The organism is Flavobacterium terrigena (assembly GCF_900108955.1).
Lineage (GTDB): Bacteria > Bacteroidota > Bacteroidia > Flavobacteriales > Flavobacteriaceae > Flavobacterium > Flavobacterium terrigena.
In genome coordinates, this window is sequence record NZ_FNYA01000002.1 from 397,947 (window position 1) to 420,117 (window position 22,171).

Here is a 22,171-nt window from a genome sequence, read left to right on the forward strand (position 1 = left end):
TAATTAATTATACTTAACTAACTAAAAATTTAAAATTATGGCATTAATCAGCAAAAAAGTAATGGGATTCCTTTACGGAATGGGAGCAGCAGTAGTAATCGTAGGAGCATTATTCAAATTGATGCACTGGCCAGGAGCGGGACCAATGCTTGTTGTAGGTTTATTAACGGAAGCGGCTATTTTCGCATTATCAGCATTTGAACCAGTAGAAAAAGAATTAGATTGGGCATTAGTTTACCCAGAATTAGCAGGTGGTGATGCTAAACCAAAATCATTAAAAAAAGAAGATCCAGCTGAAGCACAAGGTTTATTATCTCAAAAATTAGACAACTTATTAAAAGAAGCTAAAATTGATGGTGAATTAATGGCAAGCTTAGGAAATAGCATTAAAAACTTCGAAGGTGCTGCTAAAGGTATCGCTCCTACAGTTGATGCAATGGCTTCACAAAAGAAATATGCAGAAGAAATGGTTAAAGCATCTAGTTCATTAGAAGCATTAAACAACTTATATACTGCACAAGTTGATGCAGCTCAGAAAAATGCTGAAGCAAACGCACAAATCGCTGAAAATGCAGACAAATTAAAACAACAAATGCAATCTATGACTTCTAACATATCTTCATTAAATGCTGTATATGGCGGAATGTTATCTGCAATGCAAAACAAAGGATAATTAGTTTTATCAAATAAATTACAATTTAATTAACTAAACTAATTATTACGAAATGGCAGGAGGAAAATTAACCCCTAGACAGAAGATGATTAACCTGATGTACTTGGTTTTCATCGCAATGTTGGCATTAAATATGTCAAAAGAAGTATTAACAGCTTTCGGTAATTTTAACGATAAATTTACTGAGTCAAATAAATTAACTGAAGAAGCAAATGGTAATTTATTATCTGCATTAAATACAAAAGCTAGTGATGAACCAGCTAAGTATGCAGAGTCAGCTAAAAAAGCTGTAGAAGTTGCTAAAATTTCAAAAGCGTTTGCTGCTTTTATTGAGACAGTAAAAGCTGAAGTAACAGAAGGAATTGAGCCAGACGAAAATGGTAAATTACCTTTCGAAGCTATGGATAAATCAACAATCGATGAAAAATGGTTTGCTGGTGATGGATATAGCGCAAGAGGAACTGAAATTGTTTCTAAAATTGATAAATATGTTGTAGATATCAAAAAAGTATTAGGTAATGACGTTAAATACATTCCTTTTATCAAAGAAATTGAAAAGAAATTTTCAACTGCTGATATTACAAACAGAGAAAATGTTAAAGTTAAATTTTTAGATTATAAAACTAAAGGTTTTCCTGCTGTATCTACATTAACATTCTTAACTGCTATGCAGAATGATGTTAAAAACACTGAAGCTGGAGCTTACAACTTATTCTTAGGAAATGCATTAAAATCTGCAGCTTCTATGAAAAACTTCCAAGCGATTGTTGTTTTAGATAAAAATGCATATTTCCAAGGAGAGCAAGTTACTGGTAAAGTAGTTTTAGGTCGTTATGACGCAAACACTCAACCAACTTCTTTTAAAGGACCTGGTAAAATTCAAAACGGACAAGCTGTTATATCTATGACTGCTGGTGGTATTGGAGAACAAACAATCTCTGGAGAATTTGGTTTCTTAGAAGATGGAAAACAAATTCCATTAAAATTCGAAGGTACTTATGTAGTTGTTCCTCGTCCAAACTCTGCAACTATTTCTGCAGATAAAATGAACGTTGTATACAGAGGTGTTCCTAACCCAATGACAATATCTTTTGCAGGAGTTTCTAACGACAAAGTAAAAGCTAATGCAGTTGGAATGACTGGATCTAACGGAAAATACGTTTTAAAACCTGGTTCTGGAACTTCTGTAATGATTAATGTAAGTGCAACTTTACCTGATGGAAAAGTAGTTTCTGACAAAAAAGAATTCCGTATTAAAGGTTTACCTTCTCCAACTGGAAAAGTTAGAGGTATGGTAGCTGCTAGTGGACCAGCTTCAAATTTAGAAGTAGTTTCTATTTCAGCTGAAATGGTTGATTTTGATTTCCCAGTTCAAGTTAATGTAACACAATTTAACATTAAAGTTCCTGGACAACCAACAATTGTGGTTTCTGGAAACAAAATGGACGCAAGAGCAAAAGCAGCAATTAAGAAAGCTGGAAGAGGTGATGTAGTTATTATCTCAGAAATTAAAGCTAAATTCGTAGGAATTGATCAAGGAGTAAAATCTATTTCGCCTTGTACATACGAAATAAAATAATTTAAATAAAAATAAAAAAATGAATTGGAGAAATTTTTTATTAGTAGCAGTATTTAGTGTAGGCACGTTTTCGTTTGCTCAATCTAACTTACTAAACGCAAAAACTCCTGCTGAAATCGGTAAAAAAACTGAAGCAGAGTTAAATGCAGATAATGACAAACCATTACCTTACGGTTACGTAGGTGATAGAGATATCCTAATGGGTAAAACAGTATGGGAAATTATTGATGTAAATCAAAGAGTTAACTTCCCAATGTATTATCCTATTGAAGGGGATTTAGGTCCAGATAGAAAACCATTATACGATGTTTTGACTCAAGCAATGAGAGACAAAAAAATCACTGAAGTATATGATTCTGGATACTTTACAGCTAAAAAAACTTTAGAAGATATTGAAAAATCTTTAGTATTTACTGATACTACTGACCAAGGTATTGAAGAGTTAAATTCAGGTGCAAAATCAGTTTCAGAAGAATACATTGTAAAAACTGAAATTAAAGCTATCGATGTTCAAGGATACAAAATCAAAGGATTTTGGTATTTCGACAAACGTCAAGGTGAATTAAAATACAGATTAATGGGAATTTGTCCATTAGTTCCAGATGTTTATACAATGAACACTGAAGCTGGTAAAAACGAAGCTCCAATTGAATTATTCTGGGTTTATTTCCCAGCAGCAAGAGATGTTTTACATGGAGCAAAAGCTTTCAATGAAAAAAACTCAGCTATGCCATTCTCTTTTGACCACTTATTAAATTCTCGTCGTTTTGGCGCAGTAATTTACTTAGAGGAAAATGTTTACGGAGACAGATTAATTAAAGATTACATGAAAGAAAATTCTCAAATGCAATTATTAGAATCTGAAAGAGTAAAAGAAAAAATACGTAATTTCGAATTAGATATGTGGAATTACTAATTAAAATATTTCTCCAATCATAATACTAAAAAAACTCTTACTTCGGTAAGAGTTTTTTTTTGTTTAAATTTGTAGCCAACAAAAAAAAAACATTTTTATGTCATTTCGAACAAAGTGAGAAATCGCATAATCTGAATCTCTTTATGTGATTTCTCACTTTGTTCGAAATGACAATATTGAGAATTTTATTCTTTAAGCTTTATAAAACACAAATGAAAGTCGATTATCTTATTATTGGTTCTGGTTTAGCCGGAATTTCTTTTGCAGAAACCTGTCTGCTAAACCATAAAACAATAATGGTAATCAATGATACTTCTCAAAATTCAACAACCATTGCTGGCGGATTATACAATCCGGTAGTTTTAAAAAGATTCACAAAAATTTGGGAAGCCGAAGCGCAACTTAAAATCTCCATCCCATTTTATAAAACTTTAGAAGAAAAGCTAAACCAAAAATTTCTGTTTGAAATCCCACTACTTAGGAAATTAAATTCTATTGAGGAACAAAATAACTGGTTTACCGCTTCAGACAAACCTACTCTATCCAATTATCTAAATACTACTTTAGAAACTTTACAAAATAAATTTATAACTCAGGAGTATAAATTTGGAAAAGTAAATCATACCGGTTTTTTAGATACTAAAAAATTAAAAGACGCTTACACCAACTTCTTAATTTCAGAAAACAGTTATCTCGAAGACACTTTTGATTATTCGCAATTAGTTATTGAAGACAACTTCATTCATTATCAAAACATCAAAGCCAAACAAATTGTGTTTGCAGAAGGTTTTGGCATACACAATAATCCATATTTCAATAATTTTCCATTAGACGGAACAAAGGGTGAACTTTTAATTATAAAGGCTCAAAACTTAAATTTAGAAGAAATCATAAATTCAAGTATTTGGATTTTACCAATCGGAAATGATTTATATAAAGTTGGTGCCACTTACAATTGGGAAGACAAAACCACAAATAAAACAGAAGCTGGTAAAAATGAATTACTTTCCAATTTAAAAGAATTAATTTCTTGTGAATTTGAAGTAATAGAACATTTAGCCGGAATCAGACCAACTGTAAAAGACCGACGACCACTTTTGGGAAGACATCATTCGCATAAAAATGTATATATTCTAAACGGATTTGGAACAAGAGGTGTGCTTTTCGCACCATATTTATCTGATAAATTATATGATTTTATTGAAAATGGAATCGAGTTAGACAACGAAATTTCTATCAATAGAATTTACAAAAAATTATTTAAGTAATTTATCTTTCCAATTCTTATCGAAATCAATAAAAATATTGATCCAGATATTTCTCGATAAACGCATAATAATGGTATTACATAAAACCAAAGCTACGATTATTGAAATAAAAGAAGTTTTTAAAGTCGCATGAAATCCATAATGTGCAATCAAAAAAGCTATAATTCCAATCCCAACTCCCAAACCATAACTTACAAACATAGCACCGAAAAAGAAAGAAGGTTCAATTTTATACACTTGACCACAATGCGAACATTTTTCATGCATGGCATAAATTTTCATCACGTTAAACGGATTTCCATCTAAATACATACTTTCCTCGTGACATTTTGGACAACAACCAGTTATCATCGCATAAATTTTAGAACCTTTACCAAACATTTCAATAATTTTGATGTAAAGGTAAGATAAGAGTAGTACTTTTGCAGAATATTAGAAAAAAAACATGCTGAATATACATAATCTTTCTGTTTCCTTTGGTGGAACATATTTATTTGAAGAAGTAACTTTTAGAATGGGCGCTGGAGACAGAGTCGGTTTGGTTGGGAAAAATGGTGCTGGAAAATCGACAATGCTAAAAATATTGGCAGGCGATTTCAAACCAGATTCTGGACAAATTGCGACTGAAAAAGAAGTTCGTATTGGATTTTTACGTCAAGATATTGACTTCGAAGGCGGAAGAACTGTTTTAGAAGAAGCGTACCAAGCTTTCAAAGAAATTAAACTTTATGAAGCGAAGATTGAAGAAATCAACCATCAATTAGTTACCAGAACGGATTATGAAAGTGAAGCGTATTCAGAATTAATTCAGCAATTAAGTGATTACCAACACCAATATGAAATTCATGGTGGTTATAATTATGTGGGTGATACCGAAAAAATATTATTAGGTTTAGGTTTTAAACGTGACGTTTTCGAAAATCAGACGGAAACTTTTTCTGGTGGATGGCGTATGCGTATTGAATTAGCAAAACTGTTACTTCAAAACAACGATATTTTACTTCTGGATGAGCCAACCAATCACTTGGATATTGAAAGTATCATTTGGTTAGAAAGTTTTTTACGAAATTATCCTGGAGTTGTGGTGATTGTATCGCACGATAAAATGTTTTTGGATAATGTTACGAATCGTACAATTGAAATTTCTTTAGGAAAAGCGTATGATTTCAACAAACCATATTCTCAATATTTAGAATTACGTCATGAAATTCGTGAGAAACAATTGGCAACACAGAAAAATCAAGCCAAGAAAATTGAAGAAACAGAAAAATTAATTGAGAAATTCCGTGCCAAAGCTTCCAAAGCATCGATGGCACAATCTTTAATTAAAAAATTAGATAAAGTAGAACGAATTGAAGTTGATGAAGACGATAATTCGGTAATGAATATTTCGTTTCCTGTTTCAAAAGTTCCAGGAAGAGTAGTTATTGAAGCGGAACATGTAACCAAAGCCTATGGCGACAAAACCATTTTAAAAGACATTTCTCTTTTAGTAGAACGTGGAAGTAAAATTGCTTTTGTGGGTCAGAATGGTCAAGGAAAATCGACTTTTATTAAAGCGATTGTGAACGAATTTGAATATGAAGGTGAAATTAAATTAGGTCATAATGTACAAGTTGGCTATTTCGCTCAAAATCAGGCGGAATATTTAGATGGAGAAATTACCTTACTTCAAACTATGGAAGATGCGGCAACTGATACGAATCGTGCGAAAGTTCGTGACATGTTAGGTTCGTTTTTATTCCGTGGTGATGATGTGGAGAAAAAAGTAAAAGTACTTTCTGGAGGCGAGCGAAATCGTTTGGCTTTATGTAAGTTGTTGTTGCAACCTATCAACGTTTTGGTGATGGATGAGCCAACAAATCACTTGGATATTAAATCGAAAAATGTATTAAAAGCCGCACTTCAAAAATATGAAGGTACCCTCCTACTCGTTTCTCACGATAGAGATTTTTTACAAGATATGTCGAATTTGGTATACGAATTTAAAGACCAAAAAATTAAAGAATATTTAGGCGATATTAATTATTTCTTAGAACAACGCAACTTGGAAAATATGCGTGAAGTGGAGAAAAAAGATATTGAGAAAAAAGAAGTTTCTGCAAACAATAATTCTAAAGCTTCTTACGAAGATCAGAAGAAAAACAAATCGTTATTAAATAGATTATCAAAAATTGAAAGTCAAATTAAGCAATTAGAAATTGACATTCAGAATGACGATAAAGAATTGGCTTCTAATTACGATAAACACGCTGAAAATGCCGCTTTTTTTACTGCCTACAACAAGAAAAAAGCAGAATTAGACAAGTTATTAGAAGACTGGGAAGTAGTTCAGGAAGAAATAGATAATTTGTAGAAATTATTTTAGCATTAAAAAAAATCCCAAACAATTGTTTGGGATTTTTTTTTGAGGATGGTTTGTTTCGGTTTGGAAGATGCTTATTTCGATTGAGAACATGCTTTGTTCGATTGAGAAGATGCTTTGTTCGATTTGGAACATGCTTTGTTCGATTTGGAAGATGTCTTGTTCGATTGAGAAGATGCTTTGTTCGATTTGGAAGATGTCTTGTTCGATTTGGAAGATGTCTTGTTCGATTGAGAAGATGTCTTGTTCGATTTGAAGTATACTTCCTTACGTCAGTATGTGAGAATTGTGGTGAATTTTGAATGTTGAATTTGGATGACGTGATTCACCAGCAATGTTTTTTTTAACCTTGTAGGTGTTACTATAAATACTTACAAGGTTAAAAAAAACATTGCTGGATTATCAATTACAAGACAATTAAGTTTTGAAAACCAGATTTGCGTTAGTGATGGGAACGGCATCCTTTTTTGTTTTATTGCCTGAGGCTCTCGAAGGCAAGAAAGCAAAAAAGATATAGTGGACAGCACGGCCCAAAGGGAAACGCCCAAAAAATAAAAACCTCGTAAAACAAAAAAGAGTCCCGATTTCTCGAGACTCTTTTTTTATTCTTAAAACTTGAATGAATTATTTCACTAAAGTCATTTCATCAACGATGTGTTTTGCACCAGAGAAATTTTCAATTACCCAAAGTACGTAACGAATATCTACGTTAATTGTTCTTTGTAAGTTTTTATCGAAAATAACGTCACCAGCCATTGCTTCGATGTTTCCATCAAAAGCTAAACCGATTAATTCTCCTTTTCCGTTTAATACTGGAGAACCAGAATTTCCACCTGTAATATCATTATCAGTTAAGAAACAAACGTGTAAAGAACCATCTTTATCTGCATAACGACCGTATTCTTTTTTAGCGTTCATGTCTATTACTTTTGCAGGTAAATCAAATTCTAAATCACCTTTTTTGTATTTTTTAACTTGTCCAGCTAAAGTAGTATAATTGTTAACTTTTGCGTCATTTCTTTTGTCAGCTGGTAAAGAACGAACTTTTCCGTAAGTTAAACGTAACGTTGAGTTAGCATCTGGATATAAAGTTGTACCAATTTTAGATTCTCTTAAACCTTCTACTAATAAACGGAATGAAGCACCGAAATCGTTTTGAGCTTTCATTAACTCATCGCTTCTTTTACCCATGTGAGCAATTAAATCGTTAGATAAAACATATAATGGATCGCTAGTTAACATTGACTCGCTTGGTAAATCTAAGAAAGCTTTAATTCTGTCTTTAGAAGTAAAAATACTTAAATCGAAAGCAGCGTTTACATATTTAGTGAAGTCACCGTTATTTTCCTTAGCTAATTTTTCAACCATTGGCGCTAAAGTATAACCTGCTTTTTTAGCATATAAACTTAACTGTGCAGCTAAGATATCTTTTTCTGCAGGAATGTGTAATTCTTTAAACATTTCATCAGCTTGTTCTAAAATAGCTGGAGCCATTTCAGTACGTTTTGCAGCATCAGCTTTTGTATAGTTCTCTAATTGTTTTCCTAAAGTTCTGCTTACAGCACCGAAAGCAGACGTTCTGAATAATTGAGTTAAGTAGTTATCATGACGAGATTTTTCATTCGTCATTGCGTAAAACTTGTTAATTGTAGGAACTACATTACCATATTTTGCTTTGTTAGCTGATTGATTAGCCCATTTATGGAATTTAGCTTCTTGAGCTGCTTTAGATTTAGCAGTTCCAAATTTAGTTAAAGCATCAATCATACCTTGACGGTTTTTCCAGTAATTCGCAACACCTGCAAATTTTGAAGCATAAATTAAGTTTAAAGCATCAGATTGAACCATGTATTTTTTCATGTTGTCCATTCCTGTTTTAGAACCTTCCACCCAAGCTGGGTAAGCAAATTTTACGTTTTGCTCAATTCCACCTGCTGGCATCCAACGGTTTGTTCTACCTGGATAACCTAAAATCATAGCGAAATCATTTTCTTTTACTCCACTTAAATTAACTGGTAAGTGGTGTTTTGGTTTTAATGGTACATTGTTAGCTGAATATTCTGCTGGATTACCGTTAGCATCTGCATAAATTCTGAACATAGAGAAATCTGCAGTATGACGAGGCCATTCCCAGTTATCAGTATCTCCACCAAATTTTCCTAAACTTTCAGGAGGAGTTCCTACTAAACGTACATCTTTATAATCTTGGTAAACGAAATAGTAATATTCATTACCTTGGAAAAATGGACGAACAGAAACGGTATATTTTCCACCTTCGTTATTTTCTTTTTCAATTTTTGCAATTTCTTGATTGATTGCTTTTTCTCTATCAGCTTCACTCATACTTGGGTTAACCACTGATAAAATTCTTTTTGAACAATCGTCCATACGAACGAAGAAACGTACAAATAAACTAGAAGGTTTTAATTCTTCTTTTCTGTTTGCCGCCCAATAACCATCTTTTAAATAGTTTTTTTGTGCAGTAGATAATTCGGCAATAGCATCATAACCACAGTGGTGATTTGTTAATACTAATCCGTCTTTAGAAATTAATTCAGCTGTACAACCTCCATTAAATTGCACGATGGCATCTTTTAAACTGTGATTGTTAATACTGTAAATTTCTTGTGGCGTTAATTGTAACCCCATTTTTTGCATATCGCGGTGGTTTAATCTTTCGATAAACATTAAAAACCACATTCCTTCGTCAGCCTTTACACTAAATGGAATTAGCATAAATGCAGCCACTAAGGATACAATAAATTTTTTCATAATTAGTTAATTTAAATTTAAAAACCTGTGTCTACAGATTTCATAAAATAGTTTGTTATTTGCGATGCGAATATACTTTATTTTTAAAAAAAAATCTAAAATTTCAGTAATCAATAGAGGCAGTTACCTAAATTTTAACTTTTAGTTATAAAAAAAGCGTCCTTATAACAAGAACGCTTTTAAATATATAAAAAATTACCTATTCTATAATTATTTTTTTAGTGATCAAACCATCATTAGTTTTAATATTCATGAAATAAATTCCTTTGCTAATTTCCTCTTGAATCTTAATTTCTTTTACTAAATCTGAATTTTGGTAAAACTCATTAATGTAAACCATTTTACCTGTTACATCAAAAATCTCTACATTAAAATCTGAAACCACTTCTTTAAATTGTAAGTTGAAAGTTCCTTTATTTGGATTTGGATAAAACGCAAAATTTGATTCTAAAAACGAAGTATTACTTAAAACATTTGGTTTAAATTCTGGAAGAATTGTATTGATATAAGCCAAAGCTCTTGTTGCTTGACCAGCTGTAAACATGTACATACAAGGATCATTCACATAATCCATATAATTCATAGTTAAGGATTTCAAAGTTCCACAAGCATTAAGAGAACCAGCAGCAGGACAACCATAAGATTCAAATGTTAATCTAGGCGTATCACAAACTCTATCACCTTCAGTAGCACAATTTGCATTTGCAGGGTTACAACCATTTGATGCAAAAGTATGATCTAAATTAAAAAAATGTCCTAATTCATGCGTAACAGTTCTTCCTAAATGATAAGGTGATTGAGGCACATAACCTGTACAACCAGCACCACTTCCAAAACAAATAGTATTCATAACAACAGTATTTCCTGCTGCTGGAGAACCACCAAGTGGAGAATATCCTAAAATTTGATTTCCTTCATCTCTGACTACAAAATTCATGTAACCAACCCAAGTAGTATCACTATCAGCTCCGCCTAAAAAATCAGTACCAAAAGTTACAGCAACTGTACCATTTGCAATACCAGTTCCGGCAGGATGATTTTGAGTTGCAATAACAAATTGCACATCTAAATCTCCAACATTTACACCTGGATAAAAGGCGCTTGCTGCAGTCCAATTTGAAATATCTGTGTTAGCAGCATTATAATCTGCATTAATTACATCAATTTGAGATTGAGCTAAATTTCTAAAACAAGTTTTAGTAGCTGCATCACTAGCATTTGAAACTGAAGGGAAATGCACTGCTACGGGAATATAAATTGTAGCATTTGGACTCAATAAACTATTTTCTGAAGCTTTTTTGTTCAATAATTTTTGATACTCAACTTCAAATTTAGCTTGTTTTTCCTCGTACTGTTTTTTAAGTACTGGATTGAACATAATTTTGTCCATGTGTTCTTGCATACCGCAAGTTCTTTGTTGTCCAAAACTTATTTGGGAAACAACAAAGAATAATAGTAGTAATTTTGTTTTCATTTTTGGGGATTAATTAAAGTTAATCCCCAAAAATATAAAAAAATTGTTATTATTTGTTAAATGTTTAACATTTTCCACAATTTGTCTTTCAATTCTGTTAAACCTTGTTGGGCAACTGAAGAGATAAACATATAATCAAGACCTTTAAGTTCTTTATCTAATTGTTGTTTCATTTCATTTTGCAATTCTTCATCTAACATATCACATTTAGAAATTACTAACAATCTATCTTTGTCTAACATTTCAGGATTGTATCGTCTTAATTCATCTAAAAGAATTTCATATTCTTTTTTAATATCGTCAGCATCAGCTGGAACTAAAAACAATAAAGTTGAATTTCTTTCGATATGACGTAAAAAATAATGACCTAAACCTTTTCCTTCAGCTGCACCTTCAATAATTCCAGGAATATCAGCAATTACGAATGATTGAAAATCACGATACGCTACAATTCCTAAATTTGGTTTTAAAGTGGTAAAAGCATAATCAGCAATTTTTGGTTTTGCAGAAGTTAACACAGATAATAAAGTCGATTTTCCAGCATTTGGAAATCCAACTAAACCAACATCTGCTAATACTTTTAATTCTAAAATTACGTCCACTTCTTCACCAGGAATTCCAGGTTGTGCATAACGAGGTGTTTGGTTGGTAGAACTTCTAAAATTCCAGTTCCCTAAACCACCTTTACCTCCACGAGCTAAAATTTTAGTTTCTCCATCTTCTGTGATTTCGAATAAAATTTCACCTGTTTCTTTATCTTTTACAACAGTTCCTAATGGAACCTCAATGAATTTATCTTCTCCATCATGACCAGTACTTCTACTGCTTCCACCATCTCCACCATGACCAGATTTAACATGACGCAAGAATTTTAAGTGGAATAAGGTCCACAAATTTTTACTTCCTCTAATAATTACATGACCACCACGACCACCATCTCCACCATCTGGACCACCTTTTTCAATAAATTTTTCTCTGTGTAAGTGAGAAGAACCTTTCCCGCCTTTACCAGATGCAACATATATTTTTACGTAGTCTACGAAGTTACCCTCTGTCATTATATTTTATTTTAAGTATTATTGACTCCGATTTAAAATACCTAACAGCCAATGGCTGTTCTCCTTTTAATTTCAAATCTTCTGTCATTTTGTAATTTTGTAATTAAAAATTAAGATGTAATTCTTAATACAATCAATCTCTGTTTATATTTTTTTTCAATTTGCAAAGATACAATTTTTAGTGTATCTATAAAATAAAGAACAGCTTACTAATGAATTAACATTTTAAGCTGTCCTAATTTATTTTTTATTTTACGATAAAATTATTCCTTATAAGGCTTAACTAAGACTTTATCTATTATTGTGCCTTCCATTTTTAGCACTTCAAATTCTAGCTTATTCCAAATTAGTTTTTCGCCTTGCTTAGGGATTTTACCTAATTCTGTTGCTACGAATCCACTAACTGTAGTAACTTCATAATCATTAGTTAAGTCGTCCATATCAAAATAAGTTAAAAAATCGTGTAATGAATACTGGCCATCAACAGTCCATGTTTCATCCTCATTAACACTAATTTGATATTCATCTTCATCAAAATCTGATGCTTCACCAACTAATGCTTCAAGAATATCATTCAAAGTGATAATACCTTGAAAAATGGCATGTTCATCTACAATAAATGAATTATGCATTTTGGTTTTCTTGAAGTTTTCTAATGCTTTATAAGCAGAAGTTTGTTCAATTAAATAATCAGGTTGCTTACAAAAATCTGATAAATTAAAATTGTTTTTTTCAAAATTTGAAAACAAATCTTTTAAGGAAACAACACCAACAATATTATCTAAATTTTCACTGCAAACGGGATAAAAAGAGTGCAGATCTACAAGTACTTTTTCTTTGATTTCTGTAACAGAATCTGAAAGTAATAGATAAACAATTTCACTTCTGTGTGTCATTAAAGAATTCACTTTTCTATCACCAATATGGAAAACACGTTCCACAATATCTTGTTCAATTTCTTGAACTTCCCCTACTTCTGTTCCTTCTTTAATAATCGCTTTAATTTCTTCTTCGGTAACTTTACCGTCAGCCGTTGGTTTGATTTTAAAAACTTTTAGGATAAATTCTGTAGAAGTCGTTAATAACCAAATAAAAGGCGCTGTGACAATTGACATCACTTTCATTGGAACCGCTACTGATTTCGCAATAGCTTCCGGATAATTTAAACCAATTCTTTTCGGTAATAATTCTCCAAAAACAAGAGAAAAGAAAGTTAAAATAACTACCACCACACTTACTGCTAAAGAATGTGCGTATGGAAAAGTTAATTCATAAGATGTAAAAAAAGTTTCCACATCTGTTGTGATTTTTGCACCAGAATAAATACCAGTTAAAATACCAATTAAGGTAATACCAATTTGCACCGTAGACAAAAATTTGTTTGGTGAATTAGCTAAATCTAATGCGGTTTTTGCACTCGTGTTGCCTTTTTTGGCGGCGGTTTCTAACCTGTTTTTTCTTGCTGATATGAGTGCGATCTCTGACATGGAGAAAATTCCATTGAGCAGTATCAACAAGAATATTATGACTATTTCCAATTTTTATATAGTTGAATTAAATGCAATATAATTAAAATTTATCGATTATTGTGCTTAATCGCTCTGTAATTTCTTCAATTGTACCAATTCCGTTAACAGCATAAAACTTACCTTGTGACTTATAATAGTCCATTAAAGGTGCCGTTTTTTCGTTATATTCTTGGTATCTGTTTCTTATTTTTTCTTCATCTTGATCGTCTGGTCTTCCAGAAGTTTTTCCTCTCTCTAACAAACGTTTTACTAAAATTTCATCATCTGCTTCCAAAGCAACAGTTGCTGTAATTTTATCATTTTTAGATTCTAAAAACGCATCCAAAGCTTCTGCTTGTGCAATAGTTCTTGGAAATCCATCGAACAAAAACCCTTTAGATTCAGGATTTTTTTCCACTTCACTTTGTAACATTTGAATCGTTACAGAATCTGGAACTAAATCACCTTTATCCATGTAGGTTTTTGCTAAAAGCCCTAATTCTGTTTCATTTTTGATGTTAAATCTAAAAATATCACCAGTTGACAAATGTGTTAAAGTGTATTTTTCTTTTAAAAATTCTGCCTGTGTTCCTTTACCAGCGCCCGGTTTCCCGAATAAAACAATATTAATCATTATGTTGTTGTAGTTAAAATAAACGGCAAATTTACAAACTAATGAACATATAAAAATATAAATATTGCTTTTTTTAAAAAATGATTATTTTTACACATATGAATAAAGCATTTTATAAACTTATAGAAGAAAGTACCGCTCATCGATTAAATAGAGAATTTATTCGTGATTATGTATTTCAAAATCCTGATAAACTACAATTTCTAATGCAAATTGGATTGAACGAAAACGACAAAATTCATTTTAAAGCATGTTGGATTTTAGAATTAATTTTCGAACTAAAACTAGAACTTATTCTCCCATTTTTAGATGATTTTATTGCAAAAATTCCGTTTTATAAAAATGATTCTGCAATTAGACCAATTTCAAAAATATGCTTATTTTTATCTAAATCGAAAACCATAAAATTAACCGAAATTCAGGAAACAAAAATCATTGAAACCTGTTTAGATTGGTTAATTCAAGATGAGAAAGTAGCCGCAAAAGCGTATTCCATGAGAGCTTTGCACAATTTTGGCAAAAAACATCAGTGGATTAATGAAGAATTGAAAATGATACTTTCACAAGATTACCCCAATCATTCTGCAGCTTACAAAGCGGCGGCAAAAGATATTTTACGAAAACTAAAATAATTGTCAATTGGCGAAACAATTTCAAATTAGTATCTTTGCGCAAACACAACAATAACAACTAATGACTCGAGCGAAGCGACTGCATGAGACAAATAAAAACAACAACGACGAAATGAATTATTTTTCTTCAGATTTTAAATTAGGAATTTTAGGCGGTGGACAATTAGGCAAAATGCTTTTGACTGAAACCCGAAAATTCGACATTACAACTCTTGTTTTAGACCCAAGTAATGAAGCGCCAGCACAATTTGGTGCAAATAAATTTTACACAGGAAGTCTTTTAGATTATGAAACGGTTTATCAATTTGGTAAAATGTGTCATGCCATAACTATTGAAATTGAAAATGTAAATTTAGACGCTTTAGATAAATTAGAAGAAGAAGGCCATATTGTTTTTCCTTCGCCAAAAACATTGCGATTAATTCAAAACAAAGGAAAACAGAAAGATTTTTATGTAGAAAATAACATTCCGACTTCAAAACATCAAAGATTTGTTGATTTAAATGATTTGAAAAAATCTTTAGAAAAAGACGAATTAGAATTTCCATTCGTTTGGAAATGTGCCCAATTTGGTTACGATGGAAATGGCGTGAAAATTTGTCGTTCTACCATGGATTTAATGCATTTACCGGAAGTGGAATGTATTGCGGAAGAAATGGTTCCTTTCAAAAATGAATTAGCCGTTATTGTTGCCCGAAATGCAAAAGGTGATGTGAAAACCTATCCTGTTGTGGAAATGGAATTTCATCCAGAAGCGAATCAGGTGGAATATGTAATTTGCCCTGCCAGAATTGATGAAAAAGTAGCACAATTAGCAATTGAAACAGCTTTACAAGTTTCGAAAGCTTTTGATCATGTTGGATTATTAGCTGTAGAAATGTTTCAAACAGAAAACGACGATATTTTAGTGAATGAAGTCGCACCAAGACCTCATAATTCAGGACATCACACGATTGAAGCAAGTTATACTTCGCAATTTGAAAATCATTTGCGTTCGGTTTTAAACTTACCTTTAGGAAATACTGATAGCAAAGTCGCTGGAATTATGGTAAATTTGGTTGGTGCAGAAGGTTTTTCTGGTCCAGTTATTTATGAAAATATTGAAAAAATAATGGCAATTGATGGTGTGACACCTCATATTTACGGCAAAAAAGAAACACGACCATTTAGAAAAATGGGACATGTGACTATCGTAAACGAAGATATGACAGAAGCCAGAAAAATTGCTGAAGAAGTAAAGAATAATATTAGAGTGATTAGTTAAAAATAATTATAAATTATGAATTTTAAATTTTGAATGTAATCCGTTTGAGATAATCTAAAATTTAGAATTCAAAATTCAAAACAACAAAATGAGCAAAGTAGCCATAATAATGGGAAGCATTTCGGATATGCCGGTCATGCAAGAAGCCATAGACATTTTAAAAGAATTTAATATTGAAACGGAAGTTGATATTGTTTCGGCACATAGAACGCCAGAAAAATTATTCGATTTTAGTAAAAACGCCCACAATCGTGGTATTTCAGTAATTATTGCTGGAGCTGGTGGTGCGGCGCATTTACCAGGAATGGTAGCATCAATGAGTCCACTTCCAGTCATTGGAGTTCCTGTAAAATCTAGTAATTCTATTGATGGTTGGGATTCAGTTTTGTCAATTCTACAAATGCCAGGCGGAGTTCCGGTTGCAACTGTAGCTTTAAATGGTGCGAAAAACGCTGGAATTTTAGCAGCGCAAATTATCGGAAGTGCTGATAAAAACGTATTAAACAAAATTGTTACTTATAAAGAAGGTTTACGTGATGCAGTTTTAAAAGCTTCTGAAAACTTGAATAAATAAAAAACTCCGACTTATCACTAAGTCGGAGCCAAAAATCTATTCACAATTAAGTGACAACTATAAAAAAAATTCTTACTTGGGGCAAAAAGGGCGATTGTTTTTCGCTCATTTCTTTTACAAATATACACACTTAATCGGTAAAAACAAGCATTTCATCGGATTTTTTCAAAAATTATTCAAGATAATTCAATGAATCTACCGAAACACTAATAAAATAAGGGCTTTCATAATTTATGAAATTTTCAAAAAAATATAATAAAAAGCAATAATTCTAAAAAATATGTCAATTTTAACTCAAGTTTTTGATACAAAACACAATACGGCTCCATTCTCAAAAATAAAAATTGAAGAATATTTGCCTGCTTTCGAAAAAAACATTGAAAAAGCAAGAACTGAAATCGATGCAATTATTCATTCGACTGAGAAGCCAACTTTCGCAAATACGATTGAAGCTTTAGATTTCGCTGGAGAACAATTGGATCGTTTATCAAGTGTGTTTTTCAATTTGAATTCGGCTGAAACTTCAGATGAAATGCAAAAAATTGCTCAAGAAGTTACGCCGTTAATTACTGAATTCGGAAATGACATTGCTTTAAATGAGAATTTATTTAAAAAAGTCAAAGCCGTTTATGAAGATAAGGAAAACTTGAATCTGACCACAGAACAAGCGACTTTATTAGACAAAAAATATAAAGGTTTTACTCGAAATGGAGCCTTACTTTCCGAAGATAAAAAAACACGTTTACGTGAAATTGATACAGAATTAGCCAAATTACAACTGACCTTTGGCGAAAACACTTTAGCGGAAACTAACAATTTCCAATTACACATTACCAACGAAGCCGATTTAAAAGGTTTGCCTGATGGCGCGAAAGAAGCTGCGGCCGATTTAGCGAAATCGAAAAATGAAACAGGTTGGATTTTTACATTAGACTTTCCAAGTTATATGCCGTTTCTAACTTATATTGAGAATAGAGAATTACGAAAAAATATGGCGATTTCGTATGGTAAAAAAGCCTTTCAAAATAACGAATACAACAACGAAGAAATTACCAAAAAAATTGTCGAACTTCGTCATGAACGTGCGAATTTGTTAGGATATGAAACACATGCTCATTTTGTTTTAGAAGAACGAATGGCTCAAAATCCGACAAAAGTATTATCTTTTTTAAATGATATTTTAGAAAAAGCGAAACCAGCTGCTAAAAGAGAATTCGAACAATTATCGGCTTTTGCGAAGGAATTAGACGGAATTGAGCAATTAGAAAAATGGGATGGTGCGTATTATTCGGAAAAATTGAAACAAAAATTATTCAATTTAGATGATGAAGTATTGAAACCATATTTCAAATTAGAAAATGTTTTAAATGGTGCTTTTACAGTAGCAGAAAAACTTTTTGGAATTACATTCAATGAAGTTTTTGATATTGACAAATACCATCCAGATGTACAAACTTTTGAAGTTTTAGATGAGAACAAGAATTTAGTAGCGATATTTTATACCGATTTCTTTCCAAGAAAAGGCAAACGAAATGGAGCTTGGATGACGTCATTCAAACCACAATATATTAAAGGAGGAAATAACGAAAGACCACATGTTTCTAATGTGTGTAATTTCACACCGCCTACCGCTACGAAACCCTCTTTATTAACGTTTAATGAAGTCACAACTTTGTTTCACGAGTTCGGTCATGGTTTACATGGTATGTTAGCGAATACTACCTACCCTAGCCTATCTGGAACTTCAGTTTTTTGGGATTTTGTAGAATTACCTTCTCAAGTGATGGAAAACTGGTGTTACGAACCTGAAGCGTTGGCTTTATTTGCGAAACATTACGAAACTGGCGAAATCATTCCACAAGAATATGTGGAAAAAATTAAAGAATCGGCGAGTTTTTTAGAAGGAATGGCCACTTTACGTCAATTGAGTTTTGGATTATTAGACATGGAATATCATGGAAAAAATCAAACTATTGAAAATGTAAAAGCTTTTGAAAAACAAGCGATGGGCGATACGTCTTTATATCCAGATGTTGCTGAAAACTGTATGAGTGTTTCTTTTTCGCATATTTTTCAGGGAGGTTATTCTTCAGGATATTACAGTTATAAATGGGCGGAAGTTTTGGATGCCGATGCGTTTGCGTATTTCCAAGAAAACGGAATTTTCAATAAAGAAATCGCAACCAAATTTAAAGACAACGTATTATCTAAAGGAGGAACGGATCATCCAATGACATTGTACAAACAATTTAGAGGTCAGGAACCAAAACCAGATGCATTGTTAAAACGAGCCGGTTTAATATAATTTACAATCCCAAATAAAAAATCCTGTTTCGAAATTCGAAACAGGATTTTTTTATTAAACTTTAAAAATATTTATTCTAATTATTCTATAATAATTCTTTTTGAAACTTGTTTTCCTTCTGTTTTCACATTTAATATATAAACTCCAGCTTGAGTCGCAGAAAAATCAAGTTCTTTTGTAAATAAAGCGCCTTGAGCTTCAAAATTATTTTGATAAATTGATCTTCCTCTTAAATCGAATAATTCAACAGCAACTTTATCAGAAGTTGGCAATGAAATATTTAATTTACCTTTTGTTGGATTTGGATACAATGCAAAACCATCAATTTGATTAGATTGAGAAGATAATGCACCTTGAATTATAAAATTATCAATCATTACACCTTCTTGATTTGCTGCATCATCAGAAACAAAAGTAAATCTAAAGATAGCATTAGAAGTGCTTCCCAAATCTGTTAATGAATGTGTATAAGTTCGCTTATTACCATTAACACCTGTTCCACCTGTAGGTGCAGTTGCATAATTACCTGTCCATTGTTTTCCGATACAGTTGAAACAATCTGTTCCATCTGGTAATCTTGAACTATTGTACCAACTAGCATCATTAGAAGTCCCTAACACATTCCAAGTTGCACCTGAATCTGTAGAATATTCAAAATAAATAATATCCCAATTAGATTCTAAATCGAAAGCCATGTCAAAACTAACAGTAGGGCTAGATAAGTTTGTTAAATTATAGCATTGAGAAACTAAATAAGAAGTTGTCGCATCAGGATAATTCCCAGTTAATTTAGTTGCATAAACATTTGATCCAGCAACTGTATTTGTCAATAAAGTCTTGTTTACAGCACCACGTTGCCAAACAGAATTTGTTTTCCCATTTTGATCAATTGAAACTAAAACATCTGAAGCTGAATTAAATGTATTGGTAACATTTATTGTTCCTGCGTCATTGACAACAATTAAAATTGATTTTGTATTATTGGCTGCATTTCCATCACTTGTAACAGTTGTTGTAACATTTAAAACATGAGTTCCTCTTGTTAACCCTGAAACAGGAATTGTATAACTTTGTACTGCACAATTTGACAATGTTCCTGTCCAATTTGCAGTAGTATTTGCACCACCGTCAATATTATATGAAATAGAAACACTATTTATAACTGCAGTTCCTGAATTTTCAAAAATAATAGCTGGACTATAAGTTGCACCACAAGCTACATTTACATTTCCACCAGAAATCGATTTTAATGCAACATCATTTGCGTAACCAACATAATTAGCACCTACATTTACTGCTTTCCAAGCTTTAGTTACAGATTGAACTTCAGGACTTGTAGCACAATATAGTGAACTTGCAACAGCAATTGTAGCATTTCTCATATCCATAAAAGTTGCGTTAGAAGTCAAATAATCTCTTTCTGCATAATATGTAATTTGAGAAGATTTTGCCATTCCAATACCACTTACATTATAAGCAAATGGACCACCAGATGAAGCTGGAGCATTGTTTGTTCCCGCTTTTCCTGCTGTTACTATATAAAACCAATGGTTTAATACACCACTATTATTATGAACACCACAATTATCATTTGCTTGAGATGGAGTACAAGTTCCATCATCAGCTGTAGCTGAATAAGATGTTCCTTTAAAAGTATCTGGATTTCCTTTTGATCTTGGATAACTTACAGAACGTAATGCGGTTGAAGTTATATCTTCTCCAATTTTCCAAATAGCTGAAGTTCCTGGATTTGCTGTATCAACTGGAGAATTTAGATTTCCATTTCTACCATATTGTTCAATACAAACTCCCCAAATATCAGATAAACCTTCATTCATTGCTCCTGATTGATTTTGGTATGCTAAATTAGCTGTGTAAGAACAAACGGCATGTCCAATTTCGTGACCACAAACATCAATAGCTGTTAATACATTCCAAGTACTACCGTCTCCGTATGTCATAACACTTCCATTCCAAAATGCATTTTGGTAACCAGCTGTAGTTGCTGGAGTATTGTCATAGTGTACGTAACTTTTTATTTGAGCACCTTCATCATCAAAACTATTTCTGTTAAAAATTTCTTTCCAAAAATCATATGTTTTTTCAGCTCCCCAATGTGCATCTAAAGCTGCATTGTCTTTATTTGTATTGTTATGTTCTATCCAATTATTATCATTATCAACAAAATTTGTTGTTGGATACGTGTCTGTTTTCTCACAGTTATATGTCACTATTCCGTTACCATTTCCTCTTGTAGCTTCGTTTAAAACATAAGAATTCGGACCAGTTTGTGTTGTCTCAATTGTTCTTGTTCCGCTATATCTTGTTGCAGCACTAGCCGCAACAAAAGGAGTAAAAAGAGCATTTTCTTTATTCAATGCAATTTTTTCGAATTTTTTTGCATTTTGTTCCACCTCATATTCAGAAACCAAATGAGTTGCATGCTTAATAATTGGATTCTTATAAAGAATTTCCCCAGTATTAGCATCTACAAAAATTTCATCTCTAGAAATTGGTGTTTTTGCATAAATGTCAAACTTATACGCTAGCCTAACTTCCCCACTATTAACTATAGGAAAAACAACTAACTCACCTTTAGGTTTTGTATAGTTCATTGCTTCAGCAGAAACTGAATCTTCCCACAAATAAGTTTGTGCGTTTACGAAAGTTAGTGCTTTATTAAAAGCTTCTGTAGCTAAAAGTGTTGAATTTAAATTCAATCCCTCGGCATTATACAACTCACCATTTACAGAAACGATATTTCCATCTTTCATATGAGTTATTAATGTTCCGAATTCAACCTTTATTCCATTATAGAATTGTTGAAATCTTTGGTGTGTAAAACCCGCTTCATCTGAAGTTGATTTTTTTGGCACGAACGAATTCAAGTTATTTAAAGAATATAACTTAGAGAATTCTTTAATGGCAGTTTCACTTGAGTAAAACCCATTTAAGTTGATTGTTTTTTGGAAGGCTTGATCTCCATTGTATTTCTCATTCTTTTGAGAATACGCAGATGAAGATAGCAATAATGCCAATCCAAAGGCTTTTAAGTAGTTAATTTTCATAATTTTAGTAAATTTGGTTTACAATATTAATTAATTTAATTTAAATAAAAAAATTCACAATAAACTTTCATTTATTTTTGA

Annotated in this window: 16 protein-coding genes; 9 read left to right on the plus strand and 7 right to left on the minus strand. The window is 32.0% G+C overall.

Annotation, left to right across the window (positions count from 1 at the left end):
• Positions 1-37 precede the first annotated feature (37 nt).
• From porL to BMX42_RS05200, 4 genes are all read left to right on the plus strand, one after another.
• Positions 38-673 (plus strand): type IX secretion system motor protein PorL/GldL, encoded by a 636-nt coding sequence (gene porL, locus BMX42_RS05185; RefSeq protein ID WP_091309854.1) that lies wholly within the window; start codon positions 38-40, stop codon positions 671-673.
• Positions 674-725: 52 nt separating this feature from the next.
• Positions 726-2,252, plus strand: a complete 1,527-nt coding sequence (gene porM, locus BMX42_RS05190; RefSeq protein ID WP_091309858.1) for a type IX secretion system motor protein PorM/GldM — start codon at positions 726-728, stop codon at positions 2,250-2,252.
• A gap of 19 nt (positions 2,253-2,271) precedes the next feature.
• Positions 2,272-3,168 carry a type IX secretion system ring subunit PorN/GldN gene (gene porN, locus BMX42_RS05195; protein WP_091309861.1) on the plus strand — a complete coding sequence of 299 codons (897 nt, stop codon included), beginning with the start codon at positions 2,272-2,274 and terminating at the stop codon, positions 3,166-3,168.
• A gap of 212 nt (positions 3,169-3,380) precedes the next feature.
• Complete coding sequence (locus BMX42_RS05200) at positions 3,381-4,436, plus strand: NAD(P)/FAD-dependent oxidoreductase (RefSeq protein ID WP_091310901.1); 1,056 nt, start codon at positions 3,381-3,383, stop codon at positions 4,434-4,436.
• On the opposite strand, the gene BMX42_RS05205 is transcribed toward BMX42_RS05200, so the two are convergent.
• Positions 4,425-4,817 (minus strand): DUF983 domain-containing protein, encoded by a 393-nt coding sequence (locus tag BMX42_RS05205; protein ID WP_091309865.1) that lies wholly within the window; start codon positions 4,815-4,817, stop codon positions 4,425-4,427. The two genes, BMX42_RS05200 and BMX42_RS05205, sit on opposite strands and share 12 nt — an antisense overlap.
• Positions 4,818-4,881: 64 nt before the next feature.
• On the opposite strand from BMX42_RS05205, the gene BMX42_RS05210 reads away from it, so the two are divergent.
• Entirely contained in the window at positions 4,882-6,792 is a 1,911-nt protein-coding gene (locus tag BMX42_RS05210) for an ABC-F family ATP-binding cassette domain-containing protein (protein WP_091309868.1), read from the plus strand.
• A 633-nt stretch (positions 6,793-7,425) separates the two neighbouring features.
• Here BMX42_RS05210 and BMX42_RS05215 read toward each other — a convergent pair.
• From BMX42_RS05215 to BMX42_RS05235, 5 genes are all read right to left on the minus strand, one after another.
• Positions 7,426-9,573 carry a S46 family peptidase gene (locus BMX42_RS05215; protein ID WP_091309872.1) on the minus strand — a complete coding sequence of 716 codons (2,148 nt, stop codon included), beginning with the start codon at positions 9,571-9,573 and terminating at the stop codon, positions 7,426-7,428.
• A 199-nt stretch (positions 9,574-9,772) separates the two neighbouring features.
• Positions 9,773-11,047 (minus strand): zinc-dependent metalloprotease, encoded by a 1,275-nt coding sequence (locus BMX42_RS05220; protein ID WP_091309875.1) that lies wholly within the window; start codon positions 11,045-11,047, stop codon positions 9,773-9,775.
• Between the two features lie 56 nt (positions 11,048-11,103).
• Positions 11,104-12,105: a GTPase ObgE gene (gene obgE, locus BMX42_RS05225; protein WP_091309879.1), complete on the minus strand. Its 1,002-nt coding sequence runs from the start codon at positions 12,103-12,105 to the stop codon at positions 11,104-11,106.
• 263 nt (positions 12,106-12,368) lie between these two features.
• On the minus strand, positions 12,369-13,643 hold the full coding sequence (locus BMX42_RS05230; protein WP_091309882.1) for a hemolysin family protein: 1,275 nt from the start codon (positions 13,641-13,643) through the stop codon (positions 12,369-12,371).
• 31 nt (positions 13,644-13,674) lie between these two features.
• Positions 13,675-14,247 (minus strand): adenylate kinase, encoded by a 573-nt coding sequence (locus tag BMX42_RS05235; protein ID WP_091309886.1) that lies wholly within the window; start codon positions 14,245-14,247, stop codon positions 13,675-13,677.
• 80 nt (positions 14,248-14,327) lie between these two features.
• Here BMX42_RS05235 and BMX42_RS05240 point away from each other — a divergent pair, with 80 nt between their 5' ends.
• From BMX42_RS05240 to BMX42_RS05255, 4 genes are all read left to right on the plus strand, one after another.
• On the plus strand, positions 14,328-14,879 hold the full coding sequence (locus tag BMX42_RS05240; RefSeq protein WP_245748249.1) for a hypothetical protein: 552 nt from the start codon (positions 14,328-14,330) through the stop codon (positions 14,877-14,879).
• Positions 14,880-14,991: 112 nt separating this feature from the next.
• Positions 14,992-16,143: a 5-(carboxyamino)imidazole ribonucleotide synthase gene (locus tag BMX42_RS05245; protein WP_091310906.1), complete on the plus strand. Its 1,152-nt coding sequence runs from the start codon at positions 14,992-14,994 to the stop codon at positions 16,141-16,143.
• 88 nt (positions 16,144-16,231) lie between these two features.
• Positions 16,232-16,717, plus strand: a complete 486-nt coding sequence (gene purE / locus BMX42_RS05250) for a 5-(carboxyamino)imidazole ribonucleotide mutase (protein ID WP_091309889.1) — start codon at positions 16,232-16,234, stop codon at positions 16,715-16,717.
• 280 nt (positions 16,718-16,997) lie between these two features.
• Positions 16,998-19,022 (plus strand): M3 family metallopeptidase, encoded by a 2,025-nt coding sequence (locus BMX42_RS05255; protein WP_091309893.1) that lies wholly within the window; start codon positions 16,998-17,000, stop codon positions 19,020-19,022.
• An 80-nt stretch (positions 19,023-19,102) separates the two neighbouring features.
• On the opposite strand, the gene BMX42_RS05260 is transcribed toward BMX42_RS05255, so the two are convergent.
• Positions 19,103-22,090: a M4 family metallopeptidase gene (locus tag BMX42_RS05260; protein WP_091309897.1), complete on the minus strand. Its 2,988-nt coding sequence runs from the start codon at positions 22,088-22,090 to the stop codon at positions 19,103-19,105.
• Between the last annotated feature and the right edge of the window lie 81 nt (positions 22,091-22,171).